This window comes from Bacteroidales bacterium (assembly GCA_018334875.1).
Classification (GTDB): domain Bacteria; phylum Bacteroidota; class Bacteroidia; order Bacteroidales; family UBA12077; genus JAGXLC01.
The window spans coordinates 1-23,589 of record JAGXLC010000041.1; the positions used below are offsets into that span (position 1 = coordinate 1).

At 41.9% G+C, this 23,589-nt stretch carries 19 protein-coding genes; 5 read left to right on the forward strand and 14 right to left on the reverse strand.

Going from position 1 to position 23,589, the window contains the following annotated elements:
* From KGY70_05510 to KGY70_05550, 9 genes are all read right to left on the reverse strand, one after another.
* The coding region (locus KGY70_05510) for a radical SAM protein (GenBank protein ID MBS3774620.1) at positions 1-732 on the reverse strand (732 nt) is incomplete at its 3' end.
* Positions 733-1,077: 345 nt separating this feature from the next.
* Positions 1,078-1,695 carry a hypothetical protein gene (locus KGY70_05515; GenBank protein ID MBS3774621.1) on the reverse strand — a complete coding sequence of 206 codons (618 nt, stop codon included), beginning with the start codon at positions 1,693-1,695 and terminating at the stop codon, positions 1,078-1,080.
* The gene (locus KGY70_05520; protein ID MBS3774622.1) at positions 1,685-2,197 is read right to left on the reverse strand and encodes a sigma-70 family RNA polymerase sigma factor; all 513 of its coding nucleotides are present in this window, start codon (positions 2,195-2,197) and stop codon (positions 1,685-1,687) included. The genes KGY70_05515 and KGY70_05520 overlap by 11 nt, the downstream gene beginning before the upstream one ends.
* Before the next feature lie 132 nt (positions 2,198-2,329).
* Positions 2,330-2,701 (reverse strand): hypothetical protein, encoded by a 372-nt coding sequence (locus KGY70_05525; GenBank protein MBS3774623.1) that lies wholly within the window; start codon positions 2,699-2,701, stop codon positions 2,330-2,332.
* 127 nt (positions 2,702-2,828) lie between these two features.
* A complete protein-coding gene (locus tag KGY70_05530) occupies positions 2,829-4,550 on the reverse strand; it encodes a hypothetical protein (protein MBS3774624.1) in 1,722 nt (573 codons plus the stop codon).
* A 105-nt stretch (positions 4,551-4,655) separates the two neighbouring features.
* Positions 4,656-5,735 (reverse strand): aldose 1-epimerase, encoded by a 1,080-nt coding sequence (locus KGY70_05535; protein MBS3774625.1) that lies wholly within the window; start codon positions 5,733-5,735, stop codon positions 4,656-4,658.
* A gap of 326 nt (positions 5,736-6,061) precedes the next feature.
* Complete coding sequence (gyrB, locus tag KGY70_05540; protein MBS3774626.1) at positions 6,062-8,038, reverse strand: DNA topoisomerase (ATP-hydrolyzing) subunit B; 1,977 nt, start codon at positions 8,036-8,038, stop codon at positions 6,062-6,064.
* 176 nt (positions 8,039-8,214) lie between these two features.
* Complete coding sequence (locus KGY70_05545; GenBank protein MBS3774627.1) at positions 8,215-9,882, reverse strand: hypothetical protein; 1,668 nt, start codon at positions 9,880-9,882, stop codon at positions 8,215-8,217.
* Positions 9,879-13,043: a tetratricopeptide repeat protein gene (locus tag KGY70_05550; protein MBS3774628.1), complete on the reverse strand. Its 3,165-nt coding sequence runs from the start codon at positions 13,041-13,043 to the stop codon at positions 9,879-9,881. Before KGY70_05550 ends, KGY70_05545 begins: the two co-directional genes overlap by 4 nt.
* 168 nt (positions 13,044-13,211) lie before the next feature.
* Here KGY70_05550 and KGY70_05555 point away from each other — a divergent pair, with 168 nt between their 5' ends.
* Positions 13,212-13,916 (forward strand): ATP-binding cassette domain-containing protein, encoded by a 705-nt coding sequence (locus tag KGY70_05555; GenBank protein MBS3774629.1) that lies wholly within the window; start codon positions 13,212-13,214, stop codon positions 13,914-13,916.
* Positions 13,917-14,431: 515 nt separating this feature from the next.
* On the opposite strand, the gene KGY70_05560 is transcribed toward KGY70_05555, so the two are convergent.
* From KGY70_05560 to KGY70_05580, 5 genes are all read right to left on the reverse strand, one after another.
* Positions 14,432-16,213, reverse strand: coding sequence for an acyl-CoA dehydrogenase family protein (locus KGY70_05560; protein ID MBS3774630.1), 1,782 nt, complete (start codon positions 16,211-16,213; stop codon positions 14,432-14,434).
* A gap of 13 nt (positions 16,214-16,226) precedes the next feature.
* Entirely contained in the window at positions 16,227-17,021 is a 795-nt protein-coding gene (locus KGY70_05565) for a (Fe-S)-binding protein (GenBank protein ID MBS3774631.1), read from the reverse strand.
* Between the two features lie 25 nt (positions 17,022-17,046).
* Positions 17,047-18,369 (reverse strand): 4Fe-4S dicluster domain-containing protein, encoded by a 1,323-nt coding sequence (locus tag KGY70_05570; GenBank protein MBS3774632.1) that lies wholly within the window; start codon positions 18,367-18,369, stop codon positions 17,047-17,049.
* A 76-nt stretch (positions 18,370-18,445) separates the two neighbouring features.
* Positions 18,446-19,414 carry an electron transfer flavoprotein subunit alpha/FixB family protein gene (locus KGY70_05575; protein MBS3774633.1) on the reverse strand — a complete coding sequence of 323 codons (969 nt, stop codon included), beginning with the start codon at positions 19,412-19,414 and terminating at the stop codon, positions 18,446-18,448.
* Between the two features lie 97 nt (positions 19,415-19,511).
* Complete coding sequence (locus KGY70_05580) at positions 19,512-20,261, reverse strand: electron transfer flavoprotein subunit beta/FixA family protein (protein ID MBS3774634.1); 750 nt, start codon at positions 20,259-20,261, stop codon at positions 19,512-19,514.
* Positions 20,262-20,530: 269 nt separating this feature from the next.
* Between KGY70_05580 and KGY70_05585 the strand changes: the two genes are divergently transcribed.
* The 4 genes from KGY70_05585 to KGY70_05600 all read left to right on the forward strand — a co-directional run.
* Complete coding sequence (locus KGY70_05585; GenBank protein ID MBS3774635.1) at positions 20,531-22,258, forward strand: carbon starvation protein A; 1,728 nt, start codon at positions 20,531-20,533, stop codon at positions 22,256-22,258.
* Positions 22,259-22,357: 99 nt separating this feature from the next.
* A complete protein-coding gene (locus tag KGY70_05590) occupies positions 22,358-22,789 on the forward strand; it encodes a hypothetical protein (GenBank protein ID MBS3774636.1) in 432 nt (143 codons plus the stop codon).
* 12 nt (positions 22,790-22,801) lie between these two features.
* The gene (locus tag KGY70_05595; GenBank protein ID MBS3774637.1) at positions 22,802-23,086 is read left to right on the forward strand and encodes a hypothetical protein; all 285 of its coding nucleotides are present in this window, start codon (positions 22,802-22,804) and stop codon (positions 23,084-23,086) included.
* A gap of 86 nt (positions 23,087-23,172) precedes the next feature.
* The coding region (locus KGY70_05600; GenBank protein MBS3774638.1) for an ArsA family ATPase at positions 23,173-23,589 on the forward strand (417 nt) is incomplete at its 3' end.

Consider the following 23,589-nt stretch of genomic DNA (forward strand, 5'->3'; position numbering starts at 1 on the left):
GCGGTATTGGTAAAGCGGGGTATCCTGATGCTCGATATAGGGTCCCATTCCCACCATATCGATATCGAAATCGCGCATGAAAAACAGGTCGTCCGCCATATCTTCATAGGTTTGAAACGGCAGACCGATCATCACGCCGGTGCCTGTCTGATAGCCCAGCCGCTGAAGGGTGCGGAGGCTTTCCAGCCGTTTGTCGTAATCATGTTTATGATCATCGGGGTGAAGTTTCCCGTATAACTCGCGGCTAGAAACTTCAATACGAAGAAGATAACGGTGCGCCCCGTTTTCCAGCCATTCCCTGTACACCGATTCAGGCTGTTCACCAAGGGAAAGGGTAACACCCATCGTCCCCCGGGATATCTCCTGTATCCGCTGCAGCAATCCGGTGATCCGCCTGGTGAAAGCCGGAGAAGAAACCTCGCCGGACTGCAAAACCACCGAACCATAACGGTTTTCATGAGCAAACCGCACGGCATCCAGGATTTCATCATCGGTCAGATCGTAACGCTCTGCTTTTTGATTGGCCCTGCGGATGCCGCAATAATAACAGTTTTTAGTGCATATATTGGAAAATTCAACCAGTCCCCTGAAATACACCTTTCTCCCAACATATTGGGATTTCACCCGGGCACTTCGTTCGAAAAGCCTGGTTTTATCATCCCCTTCCGATTGAAGGAGTTGTATGATATCTTCTTTTGAAAAACTTCCCTCTTTATTTAATAGCTTGTCCATTGTGTTCATCTTACAAAGCTTTCTTTATCACCTGTTTCACCATCGGTACCAAAGGCAGGTTGAGCCAGACAACAATAGAATGCAAATATAACACGAAATAAAAGGCTATCCCAATTTTTGCAAAAAAGTAAAATTTTACCGGGTTAATGAGAGAATATATTAAAATGAAAAGCCAGGTTGATGGAAAGGGCTTTCATGTTGATCGGTGTAGGTTTCCTTTGCCAACATATAATTTCCTCATTAGCAATATATTTGTCTCCCTGCTGAAATACCTTGCGGAACAGGAAACGCTAAGCACGGCGAACAAGATTATTGAGGCATATACCACAACAAACTGGCTATAATCTATGGAACCTCTTTTAATTCTTCAAGATATTGGCGGAGTGCATACAGATGTTTGCCGTATAGTTTTTTCAAATAGTATTTTGTGAGGGGTTTAATGGCTGTAAAAAACACCAGCAATCCTACTCCTGAAGCAAAAGCAGATTTCCAGGCAAGATCCGTAAGATCGTTGAGTGAAGTAATGAATACACCCAAACCAAGGGCCACAAAATACAATATATAAGCTATGCGTTCATATTTGCGCATAAATTCCTTTAATGCATTGGTTTGTTCTTCCAGCTTCTTATCCAGGGGCAATCTGAAATGTTCATACCGGTAGATCCGAATATACGATCTATACAGAAAAACAAGAAAGATAGCCAGTAAAACAAGCAAAAAGAATGACAGGTAATACCTGAGGGGTTCAATCATTACCAATCCATTGACTACAACGATGAACAAAACAGGAATGGCAGCGATATTCACTCCTGCCTCAATAAGAAAATTTTTACGGAGCCTTTTCAGAGCATACTGAGATTTTTGTCTCAGAATCTCTCTGAGCTCCGGGGTCCCTTTTCCTTCTTTGTCTCTAAGCTCTGAAGTATATTTCTTCCAGCTTCCCTTTAACTTGTCAATGTCCATCGGATACCTTATTATAAATTTTTTTCAGTTTTTTCTTAATCCGGTTGATCTTCACACCGACATTGGTGCGGGTCATTCCCATAATCTCCGCTATATCATCATACGTTTTTTCCTCCATGTAAAGCATGATAATGGCTTTTTCAATGTCTGACAAATGATCTATGGCACGGTACAAAAATTCTATCTCTTCGGATAGGTCCTGTTCTGAGGGTCCAAGGAGCTCGTCGGTAATAGGGACTTCCGATTGATTCCTCCGGACTTTATTGGAAACCTTCCTGAATCCTGATATAACAGTATTCAAGGCCACCCGGTACAACCAGGTTGAAAATTTGGATTCTCCGCGAAAGGTGGGATAAGCCTGCCACAGATTCAACAGAATCTCCTGAAAGGCATCTTCCTGATCGGCTTTATTCTTATGATAAATGGCGGCTACCTTGCGTATAAGATCCTGATGCTCCGCGATCAGTTTTAGGAATTCCTCTTGTTGTTTGTGATCACTCAAAACAATCCCGGATTTTATACATAGGTAGCAAAAATTATCGGAATATTACACCTAACCCGGCTAAATCTTAAAGAAAAGATAAGAAGAATCCGGTATATAAAGGGGTAAGATGATGAAAGATTTATAAAAAACCTACTTTCTGAGCAAGAAAAAGAATATCACAGCGGTCAGAATTATAGAAACCGCCGGCAATATTCGGTGTATGGTCTTCAGTAAATTGTAAAAAGGTTTATCCAGATTGAGTAAACCTCCGGAAACTATAAGACCAATAAACAACACGCCAGTTACAATAACCAATGCCCCCATTAGGGGGCTAACTTCTAATCCCCTGAGCAGGTTGTAAACCACAATGCCGGTTAGCACCAACCCGGCAAGTGAAATCAGTTTATGAACGTTGAAAAGTACAGGGCTGTAAGGTTTTCCGGTTCTCGCCAACCAGATACCGGAAATAATGGTCAGAAGAAAAAGCACTCCGATACCGGTGATTTTTAATGTGATGCTCATGGGAACCTCCTTATTAAATGATTAAATGCCTGTCCGCCGGGAGGCGGGCCTGCCTGCACGCTGTCGCTGAAGCTTTAGCGTAAGCAACCGAAACGCAGTGGAGGCGGAATTGAATAATAAAGGATGTTCAGGAAATGAATAATTGATGCCTGAACGGTGTATAACCGGTCAGATAAACACTATACCCTTCCTGTTTGGGCAACATGCCACGCATCTGCGACCATTTATGCGTTACATGACCTTCCCCGAATCTGATTACATCATTTCCTACCCTGTATTGACCTTTTCCTTCTTCCAGAAAATATGCATCAGTTACATGTTCATCCTCAGTTACGCCTGAAAGTTTACCCCCTTTTCTAAAGCTCAGCTCCCAGGAAACCGGTACATGAGGTGTTCCGGTTATTGATACATCCACGCTCACTTTTCCCTTCGTTTCTTTAATTTTCACAACCATTTCCAGTGTTTGCTCCTTTGTGATTTCTCTCTTTTCCCGGTCCATTTCATTCCAGTCCACATCTCCATCCCTTTTCTCTATGGGATAGGGCTGATAATATCCCTTTGTAAGGTATTTTTTCAGAATGATTTCTCCACCGTAGAAATTACATTCCTGGGATACAAACTGGGCACTGGCATAAAATGCTGCAGCCAGCGCCATGGCCTGCATTACAGCCTCACCCTTTCTGTAGGTAAGGAAAATGGGTTCATTTTCAACAACTGAAATATCGGTATTGCCACGTCTGATCCTGAAAATCCCTGAATAGGAAAATCTTTTGAAATAGTTATCAGGTAAGGCGGAAGGTGAGGGCATCTCCTGGTCAAAAACCGGATCTTCCATCAGATATGGTAGAAAGTCCGTGATCCGCTCCGGCATTTTATCTTCAATCAATTGACAAACCGAGGCAAATACAGGGTTTTGATCCTTGATGGCCAGGTACCGGTAAGCATAGTAATAATGGTTCACATATCCTATGCGCGACTTGTCCTGCCTGCCTGAGATGTTCGTAACTACTTCACCTCCCGGTTGGATATAATACAAGGTCATCTCAAGATTCTTTCTCACCACATCCAGCAATTCAGGGCGATCAGCCAACCTACTTATGGTTATCAGCATGTTATCGCAAACCGGAGAATAAATGCTTACGCTTTTCTCAGGATATTGCCCGTCCGGGTCCAAATCAATGCCCTCGCTCAGCCATTCATCAATTCTTTTTGCGTATTTCTCTGAAGGAAATAAGGAATGAACTCTTGCAAGAGCGGCAGTAACGACCCAGCGGTGATTGGCTGTATGAATCCCACCATCCATGAGACATTTGCCTGTATTTAACAAAAACCTTTTCACTTTGGCAAGAAAAGACTCCAGTTCTGACCGCTCCAGCCGCTTCAAACATACATAGAGCGGAACCAGGTCATTAACAATAAACGCTGTATCAGGGGTAGAATGAAAGTTGGTACTGTGCAAATCAACAGTTCCGTCGTCATACTGCACGTTCAGCAAACAGGTGATGGCCCTTTCCAAAGGCTTCAGCAGTCTTTCAGAAAGATGATACCGAGAATATTCAGAAGCATAACTTATGCCCAGCTTACAGATAAAATTAGCCGTAGCATGTGCATTGGGTATATCATAACCATTATAGACACCGCCATTCCAACGAGAACTCGGTTCATCAACTTGTCTCTTCAGAAGATCCTCAACTGACTTATCATTTAAAAGAGACAGCTTCTTAATTATACCAACAGAATCCCCGTCAATGTATTTCAATCCATTAGTCCATGAAATTAAGGGCAATGCAGCAATAGAAGTGACAGCAGCTCCGCATTGGATAAAAAATTCTCTTCTGTCAATACTCATCTAATTATATATTTTATTAATAAGACACCTTTCTCTCCCTAAGCAAAGATCCCGGAAAGTTCGGGATGATAAAGCCAGGCTAACTCACAAATTGCCAAACCGGCTTTATTCTATAGCAATCTTAAATGTAGATTGTTGGGTTTCTCCGGGCTGCACAACAGGTAGATGGTCCCATATCCCCTTATGATAAAGGTTAAAACCATTTGTCGGAGCCATCATGGGCTCAACACAGACAAAGGAAGTACCTTCCTCAATGGGAGAATATACAGTAGCATATTGATAACTCTCGCCCATATGAATATTAAGGGTATGATTGGGTTTTTCCAATGAAAACACGCTATAACCATTCTCATCGGTTTTCAGTTGAGTAAAAACATGATCTATCGTTTTGGTTCCAATTCTGTAATGCCGGGGATCAGACAACAGGTTTGAAATATCTGTCAATTCACCCGTTGGCAATGACTGATCATCAAGTTCCATAATTTTTTCTGCAGCAATGGTCAAATAATTATCGTATGAATCCATCGGGGGTATTTTATAGTAGGTATGGAATCCGTAAGCCACAGGCATTGCCTTTTCTCCTGTATTCTCAACGGCAACCTGAATAGATACCGTTCCATCCTTTAAAATATGTTTCATGGTGACTACATGGGGGAAGGGATAATTTTTCATAAGCCTGGGATGCTCGGAAAAATCAATTTTTGCAGTATGGATGGCTCCATCTTCATTGGTAGCTTGATAACTGACGGTTTCCCATGCATCAACTTTTGTCATATAACCATGGAGCGGAAGGTTGTTACCATCCCGTTGAAAATATAACGATGGGTCGGTGGTATCAACGGAAATTTTCTGATCATTGAAATAGTAATAATATCCTTCCAGCCTGTTACTCCAGGGATACATGAACGGATTGGCATGTTTGGTATTTGTAGTGCCATATTCTTCGAGTGTAGTAGGAAAATGCAATTGATTGGTATCATTTACCATCAGTTTGTACATATTGTTTCCTATACTTACAGCAATGTTCACGCGCATATTGTTCTCATTATCACGAAGTACTGCTATTTCTTCTCCGGCCTTTTCGGTGACTTCGGCCGAATATTGGTCCTGCTGACAGGATGCAAAAACAAACATGCTCAACACGATAATAAAAGCTGTTTGGAGGGAATTGTTAAAATGTCTCATAATCTTGAATTTTTGTATTATATTGTTAATGGTTTATTCTGTATAGTTCGAGTAATGCATCTTTATATAATTTGCAATGTTCCAGTCAACTTAATTTTCCTGGAAATTCAGCAAATAAATATAAAAAAATGCTGGCATATTTTGCATCTTAAGCACAAAAAATTTCCCAACCCAGTGCAAAAGCACGACACTGGAACAATCGGCAAACCATCAATATAAAAAACAGCCCGCCGTATATCCTATACAACGGACTGTTTACACACCATGGAAACCGGGTACGCCATTTGCTCTTAAAGAATCGTTATTACAAAAACCAAATTCAACGCCTATGCATCAATATTTGCATATTTGGCATGGCTCTGGATAAACTCCCTTCGCGGCAACACATCATCTCCCATCAACATAGAAAATATCCTGTCAGTTTCTGCCGCGCTTTCAATGGTTACCTGACGTAATTTACGGTTCTCGGGATTCATAGTAGTTTGCCACAACTGTTCTGATGTCATCTCACCAAGGCCTTTATACCGCTGAATGGTAACATTGCTTTCCTTTCCCTTGCCCAATTCATCAACAATCTGAGCACGTTCCTCTTCATTCCAGCAATATCGGGCATGTTTTCCCTTTCTTATCTGATAAAGCGGGGGGGTAGCAATATAAATATATCCCTTTTTGACCAATTCGGTCATGTACCGGAAGAAGAAGGTCATGATCAGTGTTTCGATATGACTTCCGTCCACATCGGCATCACACATGATAATGATTTTATTGTACCGTAATTTGGATATATTCAGTTCCTTGCTGTCTTCTTCGGTACCTATGGTAACTCCAAGCGCTGTAAAAATATTTTTGATCTCATCGTTCTCAAAAATTTTACTTCTCAGGGCTTTCTCCACGTTCAATATTTTCCCCTTAAGGGGCAGAATAGCCTGAAATCTTCTGTCTCGGCCCTGTTTGGCTGTTCCCCCGGCAGAATCTCCCTCAACAAGGTATATCTCGGTATTGTCAGCATCTTTACTTGAGCAGTCGGCAAGTTTACCAGGCAACCCGGAGCCATTCATGGCGTTCTTACGCTGAACCATCTCCCTTGCCTTCCTTGCAGCATGTCGGGCCTGGGCGGCGGTGATTACTTTATTTACAATATTTTTTGCATCCTTGGGATTTTCCTCAAGATAATTTGTCAGCAGCTCACTGGTAGCCTGATCAACAGCACCAACCAACTCAGAATTCCCAAGTTTGGTTTTGGTTTGACCCTCAAACTGGGGATCCTGAACTTTCACAGAAATGATTGAGGTCAAACCTTCCCGGAAATCATCCCCATTAATGGTGAAATTCAGTTTAGCTGTCAGACCGGACTTTTCAGCATAATTTTTCAATGTCCGTGTAAGCCCCCTCTTGAATCCGGCCAGATGGGTACCACCTTCTATGGTGTTGATGTTATTTACATAAGAATGGACATTCTCTGAAAAGGCATTATTGTATTGCAATGCAATTTCAACGGGGATGCCGTTCTTTGAAGTTTCAAGGTGAAGGGGTTTTTGAATGATCTTCTCACGGGTGGCGTCCAAAAATTCTATAAATTCCTTCAATCCTTCCTCAGAGTAGAAATTATTATGTCTATAATCGCCACCGTTCCCGTTCTCTTCCAACTCACGTTTATCCACAATACTAAGCTGAATGCCCCTGTTCAAAAATGCCAGTTCACGCAGTCGTGAAGCCAACGTTTCATAATTGAAATCCTTTACGGCAAATATCTCCTGATCAGGCATAAAAGTAATGATACTTCCGGTTTTTTCCGTGGTACCGATTTCCTGGATCTCCGTTACCGGTTTCCCTTTTCTATACTCCTGGTAATAAATTTTCCCATTACGATGAATTTCAGCCTTTAAGTATTCCGAGAGGGCATTGACACAGGATACCCCTACACCGTGTAAACCACCGGATACCTTATAAGAATCCTTATTGAATTTGCCGCCTGCGTGCAACACAGTCATAACCACTTCAAGAGCGGATCTGCCTTCCTTTTCGTGGTAATCTACAGGGATACCTCTACCATCATCCGTAATGGTAACGGAACTGTCTTCATTTATAATGATATCAATGTTTTGGGCATAACCTGCAAGTGCTTCGTCAATGGAGTTATCAACAACCTCATTAACAAGATGATGAAGTCCTTTTTCCGCTACATCCCCTATGTACATTGCCGGCCGTTTACGAACGGCTTCCAAACCTTCAAGAACCTGAATGCTTCCTGCTGAATAATCCTGATACTCCTGGTTTTTTCTTTCCTGATCTTTGTCTTGCATACTCATGAATTAACCCTTTTTAATTGTGCTTTTATAATTTTTTAATTATTAGACATGTATGATTTTAAACTTATATGTAAAGTTAACAAAAAAATTACACATCATCAAGATAAAAGCCCGATAAATTCTGGATTTTTTAAACATTTTACCAACAATTTACAACAGGACAGAACAAGCTAAAAGGCATAGGTAATTCCGAGATATGCATGAAGACCATATACCGGATAATTGTTGTAAATGGAATAATTATTGGCCAACAAATTTTTTAATTTCAGAAAACCTGACAAAACCTTTGAATATCTGTACTCAAGATCCAAGTTAAGATCGGCATAACCTTCCAGCTTGAAAGGGTCCTCAGATGGGCCGGCAGGTTTTACCCAACGTCTTCCGCTAAGGAAAAGATCCCCCTGCAGTATGATCTTATCACGTAAATCGTATCTTGCTGAGAAAGTTAAATCATAATTGGGCTTATGCCATGGACGGGCCTGGTCATACATAACATAATCGTAATAATTTCCTTTCAACCGCAGGTTAAAGTCATTGCTGACATCTATGGACAATTCCCCGAAAAGATTCAGTTTTTCCCCGTTTCCGTATACCACATCAAATTGATTACCTGCCCTGTCAGTAGCAGCAATCTCATTCACAAAAAAGTACATGTCATCAAAAAAGGTATATTCCATCCTGACATTATAAAAGGTGGAAGGACTTAAATGTCCACGCATACCGGCATAAAAGATCATATTGTAATTGGTATTCTTTATATGTAAACCAGGCATGATAAAGGGATTGACTTCTGTAACGGATTTGTAAGGGTTCAGGGCCAATTTGCCATCAATGCCGCCATAAGGAATGAAGTACTGACTTACCATATCGTATTCCAATTGTGCGGTAGGGTATATGCGGGCTTTGCCTTCATCCTCTACTATATCCGAGAAAAAACTAATACCGCCCTGAATTCTCCACCCATCACCATATCTGGCAACCCAGGGGCTTACTTTGACCAAATTGTTGTTCACGGTATCCTGCATGGATTGATGTTCAATATAGGTATAACCTGCATCCATCCCGACATGGAAATTGTCATAAAATTTGTCAAAGTCACCGGTCACCTTAATCCTGTTTTCAGTAGTATTGAAATTGTCATTCAAATGGTTACCCTCTAACTGTAAATCATAATTAAGATGGGATGAATCAATATACGTACTGTTATATCCAAGGCTGAAGCCCACATTGGTAAAATTCTGTCTGATGTTGTCCTTTAACAAGGTGGTATCTATATTGGTATTATAGCCATAGAAATACCTTGTGTTGTGCTTACCCCCAAGATTGAGCTCCAATACTGAATTTTCGAAAAACTGCTTACCGAACAACTCCGCCTTATTCGTTGAATATCCGGCAAACACCCTTTCCCCATCGGGCATGGCTACCTTTCCTGGTGAAGAACGGTGCCGCAAAAAAGCACCAAATGCTCTGTTTTTTGACCGCTTATTGGTTATTGAAAACTCTGCAAGAGGTGCCAGTTTACTGCCCAGACCGATTTTCACATAGCTGCCGTATAATTCTTTAATGGGCTCCGAAACCATTGTGGCAGATGGAATGGGATCAAGGTCAAATTGTGTCTCTACTCTTTTCGGCAGCAGATAATAATCAAACTCTGTTTCAGTTTGGGTAGTATCTGTAATTTCCGGCAACTCACTAATTTTATAGGCTTCTTTTACCTCGGGCCGATATGACCTCACTACCTGCACCCGCTTATCAATTTGTTCCTGGGCCGAAAGCCGGATAAGCGGAATAAGACAAATCAATATCACCAATATGAAATTAGACGTGATCCTCATCATTCATTGCTTTTTGTTGTAGATTCCTGGTTTGATTCACTACTATTCGGGGTTTCACTGCTTGTATCGGGTGCACTTTCATCCTGCATGCGGATCTTTATTTCTCTTTCATTAGTATCCGTTGTATCTCCGTTCATCTGATATTTTTCTTCCTCCAGGATGGTATTATACTTCTCCTTTGCCTTTTCTAGTACATCATCTCCTTCCCCTGAAGGTTCATAGTTTTCAATAATACTCTTCAATGTATGCCGGGCCTGAAATAAATCTCCCATCGCTTTGTAAACATCAGCAAGCAATATAAAGCTCCTGGCTTTCCAATATTCCTGGGATGAACTCTGTTCCACAAAATCAAATATTTCTTCTTCGGCAGTTTCATAATCCTCTTTTTCATAGTATATCCGGGCAATGCGATATTTAGCTTCAGCCCCTTCATTGCTACTGACTTCTTCAGCCACAATTCTGAATTCCTTCAGGGCCAAATCGTATTTCTCTTCAAAAAAGAGGGCTTTAGCTTTAGTGAAACGGGCTTCTCGTTCCTCCCTGGCATTAAGATTTTCGGTATGTAAAACCTTGTCGGCTGCTTCATAAGCTTCCCCGTAATTTTCCAGTGCATAATGAGCACGCATCTGCCCAACCCTTGAAAAAATGATATTTTTTTGAACTTCTGCAACTTTCTCCAGATCTTCCATTTGGTCAAGGGCCTCTTCGTAATTTTCCCTATCCATATTGATACGGGCGGCTGCATTTAATGCCTGTTCCATAAAGGAATTCTGAGGCTGGTCGATGACATATTGATAATGTTCCAATGCCTGATCCACACTACCCTGTCTTTCTAAGCAATCGGCCATGTAGAAATGAGCATTTAGGGCAAAATTACCGTTGGTAAATCGATCCAGATATTTCCGGAACAATTCAATCGCATCGTCACAACCCTCATTCATATACACCTTTTCGGCCGACCTAAAAGTCAATGAATCCTGTTCGTTCATGCTAACCTGGCCATAATCGCCCAGGTTATTTACGTAATCGGTATATTCATCTACCCGGTTCATATCCACATAAATGTTTTTCAGGCCAGTGAGTGCGCTATTTGCCTGTTCGGTATTCGGATATTCAGTCACAACCCGTTTATAGTAGTCAATGGCTCTTGAATTGTTGTCCAGATTATAATGGATAAGCCCCAGTTGAACCAGCGATTCCCTGACATGATTGCTCGAGGGAAAGTCATTCACAATCTGGTTGAAATAATCCATGGCATTCTGTAACTGATCCAAAGTCATATAACTTCTGCCCATTTCAAAATATGCGTCATCTATATAACCCGATTCCGGATGCCTTTCGACCAGGCGTTTCAGTGTGGCAATCTTGTTTTCAGGGCGATTTTGCAACCCCTGAGCAAACCCTTTCTGAAAGAGCGCATAATCCTGACTTCTGATATCAAGTTCTATGGCCCTATCATAATAATTTATGGCCTGTTGGTGATTGCGCCGTATGAAATAAGCATCGCCGAGCCGGATATATGTATCGGCGACGTATTGACTTTTTTCGGCATTGGTTATGCTTAAATATTTTCTGAACCATTTTATTGCATCGGGATAATCTTGAAGCTGAAAATGGGTATAACCAAGATTGTAATGGGCCTTGTCATATACATCTGTATTATAGGCGCCCGAGGATAACAAGAAGCGATTAAAGCCGGCTGCTGCTTTTTCAAAGTTCTGAAGTTGATAATTCGATTCAGACTGCCAATATCTGGAAAGAGCAGCAATACCCTGATTAAAATTCTTGTATTTCAGAGCTTTAGCAAATATTTCCACCGCTTCTTCATAATGTCTGTTGTTGTATAACTCAAGACCCCGGTAATACGCCACTTTCTGATAAGCTTTCCGAAGGGGAAGCTCAAGTTCCTCAAGCTCTTCCAGCGATCTGAGCGCCGCCTTGTAATTGCTTGAATTCAGATAAGCATCAACCAGATAATTATAGGCTTCAGTGGTATTGTCGGAATCGGGATATTTATCAATATATTCCTCAAAGGCTTTAATGGCATCATTGAATGGTGTATTGCGCATCTCATAGGTAAGCTTGGCATAATTAAACAAGGCATTTTCCCGGATCTTTGGATCAAAATCAAGTTTGGAAGCAAACTCAAAAGCCAGGCGTGCGTTATTCTTCTTATCCTGCTTCAGGTAACAATCAGCCAGATGATAGTAAGCATTCTGGCCAATCTTATCTTCCTGGTCGGTAACCTTTTCCAGATGCTCTATTGCCTTATTCAGACTATCGAGTTGATAAGCAACATAACCCAACCGGTAATGATCCTCCCGTTCCATTGCCTCACCTTTCGTCCTGTGCATTTCCAGGTAGGTTAATGCACTGTCGTACCGCTGCAACTGGTAGTAAGAATCTCCGATAATCCTTGCAATTTCCGGAAGCCGCTTTGCAGTTGCCGATTGCACAAACTGGGGCGCATAATCTATGACGGCTTCATATCTTTCCTGGAGATAATAAATCTGGGTAATGTAATAGGGCATAATGGGGGCAAAAGTATTGTTGCCGGTCAGTTGCTTAAAACCTTCCAGGGCGGTTTGATAATTGCCGTTCTGATAGGCAATGTGCGAATAATAGTATAAGGCGGGAGACGCAAAAGTTGAATTTCCGTCTTTTACTTCGTAAAAAGCCTGTGTGGCCCGGGTGGAGTTCCCGGTTTGATGGTAACTGTAACCGAGCTTAAAATAATATGCTCCGAGTTGCTCCCCGGTAAGTTTATCCTTATTAAGCCTGGTAAACCATTGTATCGCATCCTGATAATTTTTCTGCCTGTATTGGAATTCCCCCATATAAAAATAAGCGGAGTTCACCTTCGGGCTTTCAGGATATTCGGAAATAAAACGATTCAACAGGTATTCGGCATTATTGTGATGGAGCTCTATTGCACAAATAGCCATATAATACCGGGAATTAGCCTTAATTTCTTTCTCTGCATCTTCCATTTTTTTCAATGCCTTATCAAAATGCTGTTGAGCCGCTGCATATTTTTCCTTATCGTATAGCTCAATAGCTTGCTGATAAGCACGATAACCCGGAGAAATGCCCTCACTTTCCTGAGCATTCAGTGTCAACGGAAAAACAAACAATAACAGGATTACATACTTCAAAAGCTGCATAGAATGGATAATTGAATTTTGCCTAAAATTAAAATAAATCAATGAAACAAGCATCTTTCCTTCGCTCTTTTAATTAACATTTAACTGTTAATATCCCAAAATATTTTATTTTTTCTCTAGATTTGTATATTTATATTACAAATAACCTGCCATAATAAAAGGGAGATTATGAATGAGGTGATAAAATTTGATGAGGCCCGAATTTACCAGAACGAAAATCTAATCCTTAAGGACATCGACTTAAACATCCAGGAAAATGAGTTTGTTTATTTTGTAGGTCGTGTGGGAAGCGGCAAAACCACACTTATTAAAGTGATCAACGCTGAAATACCGCTGCATGAAGGAGAAGGATACGTGCTAGACATCAATCTGAAAAAGCTAAAAAAGAAGCATATTCCAAAATTAAGAAGAAATCTGGGAGTTGTCTTCCAGGACTTTAAACTTCTTTCTGACCGCTCGGTATTTCATAACCTGCAGTTTGTAATGAAATCCACAGGCTGGAAAGACAAAAAAGCGATACGGTTTCGAATCAATGAGGTGCTGGAGAAGGTAAATCTTAGCTACAAAGGCTATAAATTTCCGCATCAGCTCTCGGGCGGTGAGCAGCAGCGTGTAGTAATTGCCAGGGCATTACTAAACGATCCCCCGATTATTCTTGCTGATGAACCTACCGGCAATCTTGACCCGGAAACTTCGGAAGATCTTCTGAAATTATTGCTGGAGATTAATGCCAATGGCAAAACCATTGTCATGGCCACCCATGCTTATGAACTGGTAAAAAAATTTGAAGCCAGAACACTGAAATTTGAAAACGGGAACATTTACGATACCGGAGGCGCCGAGGAGATTGATTTCAGCACGTTACTCACATAATGCACGAGAAGGCATTTTCAAAAGCCTTTTGAGATAATTGATATAAACTTAAGAGATAAGAAACAAGATACAAGAATTAAGAGACAAGAATCAAGAGACAAGAGATAGAATAGAAAAATCAAGAATCAAGAAATAGAAAGCAGGAGTCAGAAAAAAGCAAATACACAAGTCAAAAACAAAAACAGAATTTTAAATTACAACAAAGCTATATCTATGTATTATAATCTTCTTTAGAGTCTGTCTATAATATCCGCTGGCTGCGTTACGCTCGTTTTTCATACCAGTCAATTACTTCTGGTAGAGACGTACGGCCGTACGTCTCTACATTTGCCATTCAAAACCAGCAAGTCTTGCCAGCGAACATTCCAGACGAGACTCTTTCAAATCTCCTTGATTTTATGGACAAACACTCTTTAGCTTAACCTTCGCCTTTGTCTCTTTTATCTTTTATCTTGTTTCTTGATTCCTGATTCCTGGTTCTTAGCACTTAATTTTCATCCAGGCTTTCCTGCTTCTTAAAAACAATACTCGTTTTCCCCGATGAGCTTATCGGCTATTCGTCTGCGGGCCTCTTTAACATTAAACCGCGGAAGGGCGGTAAAATGGCTTACTCCTTTTGTGTATTTCTCTATATCTTCTTCCGCATCAAGAGAATAAATGGCGTCCAGTGCATATTTCCGTATCCTGTCAGCGGCATCCAGCATAAATACATCGACTATATCTCGTAACAAGCTCGTATCAACCGAAGTTTGCATGGACTCCATCTTCTTAACCCGCAACATGGTAGATTCAGCCACATAAGTCAATGTAATAATATCGGCCATATTATTCAGAATCTCCTGCTCATGGGCCATTTTCTTACCGAATTTATTGGAGGCAGCCTTCATAAGCATCTTCACTACCTTCTTGAAGTTCTGCACATAATGGGCTTTGTCTTCAAAATAACCCTGCGACTTATATTCCGGTAGATTATGGAGCTGTTCCATCACCTCGTCTGCCTGACCAAATATATCAATCTTTTTCTTATGCCCCCGCTTATTGACTGTATCGGAGATCCAGAGCCTGTTTATTTCATTGGTTCCTTCAAAGATACGGTTGATTCTGGAATCCCTGTAGGCTCTGTCGGCTGGCATTTCAGATGAAAAACCCATTCCGCCCATAATCTGCACCATCTCATCAACAATATGATCCAGTGTTTCAGAGCTATAAACTTTAAGTATAGCGGCCTCTGCCTCGTACTGAACAAAAGCTTCCGTATTTGCTTTACCATAGTCCATACCATTATTCATATTGGCTTCTATGGCTTCGTCCACATTCTTGCTTAGTCTGTAAACGGCCGATTCATTGGTGAAAGTTTCAATCACCTGTTCAGCCAGTTTGTGTTTAATGGAGGCAAATTCAGAAATCAAATTTCCAAACTGTTTTCTTTCGTTGGCATAATTCACCGACTGACTGATGGCCCTTTTGGCAGCACCGATCACATTACCTCCCAACTTAATACGTCCCATATGGAGAATATAAAGGGCAATACGGAATCCTTCACCTCTTCTGCCGAGCAGGTTTTCAACCGGTACTTTCACATCATTATAAAAGATCTGTACCGTTGATGAACCTTTAATACCCATTTTCTCCTCCTCGGGATTGATCTCTATACCGGCGCTATCTCCATCTACAATAAAAGCGCTCAATATCCGGTCGTTCTCAATTTTTGCGAACACTATATGTACATCGGCAAAGCCACCGTTAGTGATCCACATTTTCTGTCCGCTGACTATGTAATGTTTGCCGTCGTCGGAAAGGACCGCTTTGGTTTTTCCGGCATTGGCATCGGATCCGGCTCCCGGCTCGGTCAAACAGAAAGATGCCATCTTCTCTCCTGAAGCCAGTTTGGGCAGGTACTTCTGCTTTTGTTCTTCATTTCCATAATAAACGATGGGTAGCGTGCCGATACCCGTATTGGCTGAATAAGCCACGGAAAAAGAATAGCCGGCACCCAACACTTCATTGGCATACATGGAGGTAAGGAAAGATTGGCCGAAGCCTTCATAATCCTCGGGAACAGAGATACCCAATAAACCCAGTTCGCCTGACTTTTCCAGTATGCTCCTCATCAAACCTTCCTCTTTTTTATCAATCCGGTCGAGATTACAGAAAACTTCTGTTTCCAGAAAATCCTGACAGGTCTGAGCGATCATGGTTTGTTCTTCGTCAAATTCCTCGGGAATAAAAATTTCGCTGGCTTCTGTTTCTTTGGTAAGAAATTCACATCCTTTTATGTTCAACTCTTTTTCTTCCATTTTATTTCTATATTTATAATTCAAGACTCTGTTCTATAATTTCGGCTATATCGAGATTTTTTATTTCTGTTTCCTTGTTTTTATATTTTAGTCCATCGGTTAGCATCACCATGCAATAAGGGCAGGCCGTGGCAATAATATCCGATCCGGTATCCAGGGCCTCCTCGGTTCGTTCAATAAATACTTCCTTATCGCCTTTCTCTGCTTCTTTAAACATCTGACCTCCTCCTGCTCCACAACAAAGTGCGGAGCTCTTATGCCGGGGCATCTCTTTCTTATGCGACGGTATGGAATCCAGAACATTGCGTGGAGCATTGTATTCTCCGTTAGCCCTTCCCAGGTAACAAGGATCATGATAGGTGATGGTTTGATCTCTAAACCTGCTGCTATCAATGCTAAGCGTGCCATCCTGAATGAGTTTCTGAAAAAACTGTGTATGGTGCCATACTTCATAATGACCGCCAAAATCAGGATATTCATTTTTAAAAGTATTGTAAGCATGGGGATCGCAAGTGAGGATTTTTTCTACGGCATACCCGTCCATAAGCTCAATATTGGACATGGCCTGCATCTGAAAAAGCATTTCATTACCTCCCCGGCGTGCTACATCTCCGCTTGAGGTTTCCTCGGTTCCCAGTACCGCATAATTTATATTGAGATAAGTAAGCACTTTGATGAAAGCCCTCGTGACCTTCTTGTAGCGATCATCATAAGCTCCTGCACTGCCAACCCAAACCAGGTATTCCGGCTTCTCACCTCTGGCATGAAGATCGGCCATTATCGGAACTTCAATCTTACGTTTAGTCATATTGTGTTATTTTATACCTGGACAATTATATTTCATTTATATACAAATCTTCAGCCCACTTCATCCTATCTTCCGGCGAATACTGCCAGGGAGCCCCATTGTTTTCAATGTTGTTAAAAATGGCATTCAGATCACCCGGCCCGGAAGCTTCTTCCATCACCAGGTATCTTCTCATTTCAACAATAAGCGTAGGGTGATTGATATTGATCGGGCATTCCAGGGCACATGCGTTACAGGTAGTACAAGCCCAAAGCTCTTCTTCCATTATATAATCCCTCAGTAATGCTTTATTATCGGAGTAATCTTTCCCGTTCTTCATCATGCCGGGGCCTTTTTCCTTCATCCTTTCCCGCACATCCATGATAATCTTCCGCGGCGATAATCTTTTGCCGGTGATACTGGCAGGACATACATTGGTACAGCGGCCGCACTGGGTGCAGGCCAGCGAGTCAAAATAGTTCTTCCACGATACATCCTCTACATCCATCACACCGAAACGTTCCACTTCTTCTTCCTCACCGGCCGGCTGATCAGGGGAGGCATTGGGGTCCATCATCATTTGCACCTCTTTCTTTACGTTCTCCATGGTATCAAGTTTTCCCAGAGGCTCCAGCCGACTCAGGAAAACGTTGGGAACGGAGAGAAAAACATGGAAATGCTTGGAATAGGGAAGATAATTGGCAAAAAAGAAGATAAGCAATATGTGTAACCACCAGTTGGCTTCATGATAAATATACAACTGATCCCCACTCATGGAAACAAACCAGGAAGCGATATACTGACTTACCGGGAAAGCACCGTAGATCTCATGCCCAGTGCTCAAAGCATGCTGATAATAAAAGGCATTCATACCCAGCAAAGTTATCATCAGCAAAAAGATCAATGTGAGTGCCACATTGGCATCCACGTGTTTTTTATGATCCATTTCAATGCCGCTGAACCGATTCACATGAAGTAAGTTTCTCCGGATCAGGAAAACCGCAACGGCTATAGCTATAATCAGGCCAAAAATATCCCCGGCTCCGATGATCACATCGTAAACCACACCCAGGGCTTTGAAAACCCTTTCAGTGCCCAACATTCCGTCAACCACCATCTCAATACTTCCGATCAGGATCACCAGGAAACCCCAGAAAACCAAGGCATGTAACAATCCAATAATGGGATGCCTGAAAATCTTGGTCTGCCCGAAAGCCACCTGCATCATCAGGCCAAAACGCTTACCCAGGTTTCTTATCGGAAAATTTTGGCGGGTAAACTTGAAATAGGTAAGCAAACGCAAAACCGTATAGGTGAAAACCCCAAGAGTAATTAATAAGGCAATGATAAAAACAACCTGCTTTAGCATATTCTATTTTTTTTAAAGGCAACCGATGAACCCTCTCAAACATCGATTGCCTTATGATTATCGTTCAATTGTCAGCTTATGATCTGGCTTTTCGGATTGCTTCCGTCAGTTCGGGCAAAACTTTCAAAGCATCGCCCACAATTCCGTAGTCGGCAAGCTCGAATATCGGGGCATCCTTATCGTTGTTGATGGCCACAATATATTTGGCACGGCTCACACCGGCAATATGCTGAATTGCCCCGGAAATACCAACGGCAACATAAAGATCGGGTGCTATAATTTTACCTGTTTGCCCGGTGTGCTCTTCATGAGGCCGCCATCCTTCATCTGAAACAGGACGGGAGCATGCCAGGGCTGCGCTGAGCTCATTGGCCAGCTCCTGTAGTTTATCCCAGTTCTCAGGTGATTTCATACCACGCCCACCGGATACTACCAGCTCGGCATCGGTAAGCAGCAACTTATCCCTGTGTTTTTCAACATTGTTGACTTTTGTCTTTATCTGATCATCACCAATATCGGGATCAAAATTTTCTATATCCGGATCCTGTAAATTTTCATACACCCCGAACGAATTCTGTGCCAATGTCAGGATCTTCTTTTCGGATTTCATTCTTACATGAGCAAATGCTTTGCCTGAAAAAACTTTTTTATGTATGGTAAAAGGTTCTAAACCGGAAGGCAATTGATTTACTTCCGAACCAAGTGCTGCATTAAGTCTGACAGACAATCTCGGAGCCAGGGCTTTCCCTACATTGTTGTGAGCAAGAACAATCATGTCGGCCCCTTCCTTGTTGGCCACCTGTTCAATAACGGATGTATATGCCTGATTGTCGAGTTGCCTTAAATTTTCACGGCTCACCGATACGATCTTCTCCGCTCCATAATCGGCCAGTTGTTTCAGTTCATCTTCCTCAACCTCACCTATGGAAAGTGCTACAGTTTGTGTATCGGCCATCTCAGCAAGTTTACTTGCATAGGAAACCAGTTCAAAGGACAATTTTTTGAATTTGCCGTCCCAGTTTTCTGTAAAAACTAATACTGCCATATCTCTTGCTTTAGATTATACTATAATGAATGATTGAATGATTGATATATGATTTGTTGTCATTTATGGTCATTTGCTGCTATCTCACAAACAGATATTAAATAACCTTGGCTTCATTCTGAAGCAGATCTACCAACTCTTCGACATTTTCGGGATCGATCATCTTACATGGAGGCTTGCCTTTTGGCAACTCAAAGCTTTCAAATTCGGTAAGCGAATCGGCATCAACAGGCTCCATTACATTCAATGGCTTTTTTCTGGCCATCATAATGCCTCTCATGGAGGCAATCCTTGGTTCAAGGGCTATTCCTTTCTGGACTATGGCTACCATAGGCAGCTCTGATGTTACCTCTTCTTTTCCCCCGTCAATATCGCGGGTGATTTTAACCTGGTCATCCTCTATCTCAAAGGACGAAATGGCTGAAACCGATGGCAAACCAACCTGTTCAGCAAGCATTCCGCCAACTGCAGCGCCATTGTAATCGCTTGATTCGATTCCGGCAAAAATGATATCAAAATCATTTTGTTTGACAACCTCAGCCAGTTGTGCAGAAACGAAAAAGGCATCCCTGGGGTCGGCATTGACCCGAATGGCATCATCCGCTCCAATCGCCAAGGCTTTTCGAATGGTGGCTTCGGAGCCTTTCTCCCCAACATGAGCTACAGTTACCTTTTCTATGGCATTGTTGCTGTCCTCTTTCAATTGAAGGGCTCTGGTTAATGCCAACTCATCCCATGGGTTGATCACCCATTGTACACCGGTGGCATCGAATTGCTTATTATCATCTGTAAACCTCACCTTGGTGGTAGTATCCGGAACATTGCTTATACAAACTAAAATTTTCATTGACGATTCAATTTAAATGAGCAATTGGTTATTATTTTAAATTACTGATTTTTATGATGAACTCGAGACATCGAATAATAAAGCTTAAAGGTTAGCAAATATATAAATAAGATAAGAAAATTAAAACTTTTCCGAGCTTTCCACACGTCTCCTGAATTTGACAAACAGGTCATACGGACGGCTTTTCTCAAAATCTATCAATATAGACCGAAAAAAAATTACAGATTATTTTTGATATTTTTGCATGATACAACGAAAAGCATTGGGCTATGGACGCATTAATCATTATGGTTGCAGCGGCACTTGGATATATTGCCATGTACAGAATCTACGGAAAATTTATTGGAAAGCACATCATGAAACTCAGCGCGGGTGCAAAAGTTCCTTCGGGTACTATGGAAGACGGAATAGATTATGTTCCCACGAAGCGGGAAGTTATCTTTGGTCACCATTTCACTTCCATTGCCGGAACCGGCCCGATTGTCGGACCTGCCATAGCCATCATATGGGGTTGGGTCCCGGCATTGATCTGGGTATTTGTGGGCAGCATTTTCATGGGGGCCATTCATGACTTTGGAGCCCTGATCATTTCCATGCGCAACAAAGGGAAGTCATTGTCGGAATTCACGGCCAAATACATCACTCCCAACACCCGCTTTTACTTTTTTATCATCATTTTTCTTGAGCTCTGGCTGGTGATTGCCATATTCGGACTGGTCATCAGTGTTATATTTGATATGTATCCTTCTTCCGTAATTCCTGTATGGCTGCAGGTAGCCATTGCACTTAACCTTGGTTTTCTGGTCAACAAAAAAGGAAAAAACATACTCTATTGGTCTCTCATCTCGGTAATTCTAATGTACCTGACCGTAATTTTGGGTACCCATATACCTATAAGCCTCGGTGAAATATTTGGTATTCCAGCTACAGGAATCTGGACCATTATTTTGCTCATATATGCCTACATTGCTTCCATACTCCCGGTTACGACTTTACTTCAGCCGAGAGATTTCATCAATTCCTACCAGTTATTGATTGCTATGGGCTTAATGGTACTCGGGGTGTTTTTTGGCACATTCACAGCAGATATGAAAGTAGTAGCCCCGGAGGTTCAAATGCATCCCCAGGCGGCACCCCCACTCTGGCCTTTCCTTTTTATCACCATTGCCTGCGGAGCCATTTCAGGGTTCCATTCACTGGTTGCTTCCGGCACTTCAGCCAAACAAGTGCGCAATGAACCGGATGCATTGTTTGTGGGTTACGGATCGATGATAACAGAAGGATTTCTGGCAACACTGGTAATTATTGCCGTGGCCGCGGGTATTGGACTAGGGTATGAACAAGACGGACAAATGCTGGCCGGTACGGAAGCCTGGACCAATCATTATGCTTCCTGGACTGCAGTACAAGGGCTTAACGATAAAGTAGGATCCTTCGTAATTGGTGCGGCCAATATGGTGGAAACCACAGGAATACCATTTTCTGTAGCCATAGCAATAATGGGCGTATTCGTTGCCTCATTTGCTGCCACAACGATGGACTCAGCAACGCGTGTGCAGCGTTATGTTGTGACGGAACTGTTCGATTTTCTGGGTGTAAAACCATTCAAAAATATGTACTTCACCACCTTTGTAGTTGTTGCCACAGCAGCCTTACTGGCATTCGTTTCCGGAGCCGACGGTAAGGGAGCACTAACCCTGTGGCCTATTTTCGGAGCAGTCAACCAGACACTGGCCGCCCTCGCCTTGATAGTGGTCACCATGTATCTGAGAAGAAAGAGTTTTTATAAATGGCTTATAGCAGGCATACCGGCGATCTTTATGGTGATTATGACCTTCTGGGCCTCCATACTGAACGAGATCAACTTCATTAATGATCAAAACTGGCTGCTGGTTTTCGTGAACGGGATGATCATTCTGCTGGTGGTGCTGGTTGTTGTTGAAGGCATAAAAACCTTCTTCGCCGTTAAACCCCAATCGGCAATGGAAACAGCATGAAGATGATTGATTGATTGGTGGATTGATTGGTTGATTGGAAGATTGGTAAAATAACAACAAATAATAATTTTTAAAGTAGCCAAATAAACAACAAGAAACATGATGCGGAAAGCGCTGCTCCGACATTATCTGAAGATCAATCTTCCCGGGATATTTGCATTTATTGTGTTGTATATAATGGGGAAATTCAATGTGGATATCTTTCTTCCGCTAAATCAGGGCTGGATTCCTGTGGTTGTGATGATCGCCACAGCCCTTTTTGCTGTAGTGCTACCGCTCTGGTACCGGATTTTCTTTGTAAACAAAATAAAAGGAGAGGAACATACAGATGAACAAAGGTTCATGCGGTTTGAGAAACATTTTCTCACAATTGCCTCCATTTCAGTATATATCCTAATTGCAGGGTATCTGCTGGCACTACCCAGAATAACGCTTTCTGTAATGGTTCTGTTTGTTTTGTACGCGCTGTATTTTTATTTTCCCTCGGAAAAAAGAATCCGCTCGGAAATGAACATCTTCAAAGTAAATTAAAATCTGATTTGTATGGGATTTAATGAATTCATATCCAAACTAAAAAAATTGCTGCGGGATATTGAAGAGATCAACCGCGGAAATGCCTCAAACCTGCATGAGTGGGAAGAAAAAGAGCTACGCAACATATTCGCGCTACTTGTAGTAGGCTCGTTTGCAGGCATCCCCTCTCCTCCCATACATATTACGATGGAACTTCTCCCCGAAATGGAAGATGACCTGAGAATCATGCTGAACAGAGTCCAAACAGCTCATGATCCGCTGGGAGAGTTGTTTTCCCTGCTGGATCCGATGTAGAGGTTTATATTTAACCATTTATCGGGACTATGAAAAATGATAAATTACAAGCACCACATGTCAAAAAATATCCAATTACTTAAAATATGAATGCCATAAAACCCACACTGATATTCTTTTCAGGCAAGGGAGGAGTGGGAAAATCCACTGTTTCGGCCCTTGTATCCCTGGAAAAAAGCCGGAATGCACAGAAGACCCTTCTGGTATCCATGGATCCGGCACATAACCAAAGTGACATTTTTCAAACGGATATAGGGGAAAAACCAAAAGAAATCATACGGAATCTTTGGGTAACACAAATAGATACAGACCGCTGGATCAAAAAATACCTCAGGGACACCGAAGAAAGCGTAAGCAAAAAATACAACTACCAAAAGGCTTTCAGCATCAAAAACTACTTCAAGGTACTTCAGTTTTCTCCAGGCATTGAAGAATATGCGCTTATGCAGGCTTTTGAATCCATATTGATAAACCATCAGGACAAAGGGGCCATCATTTTTGAC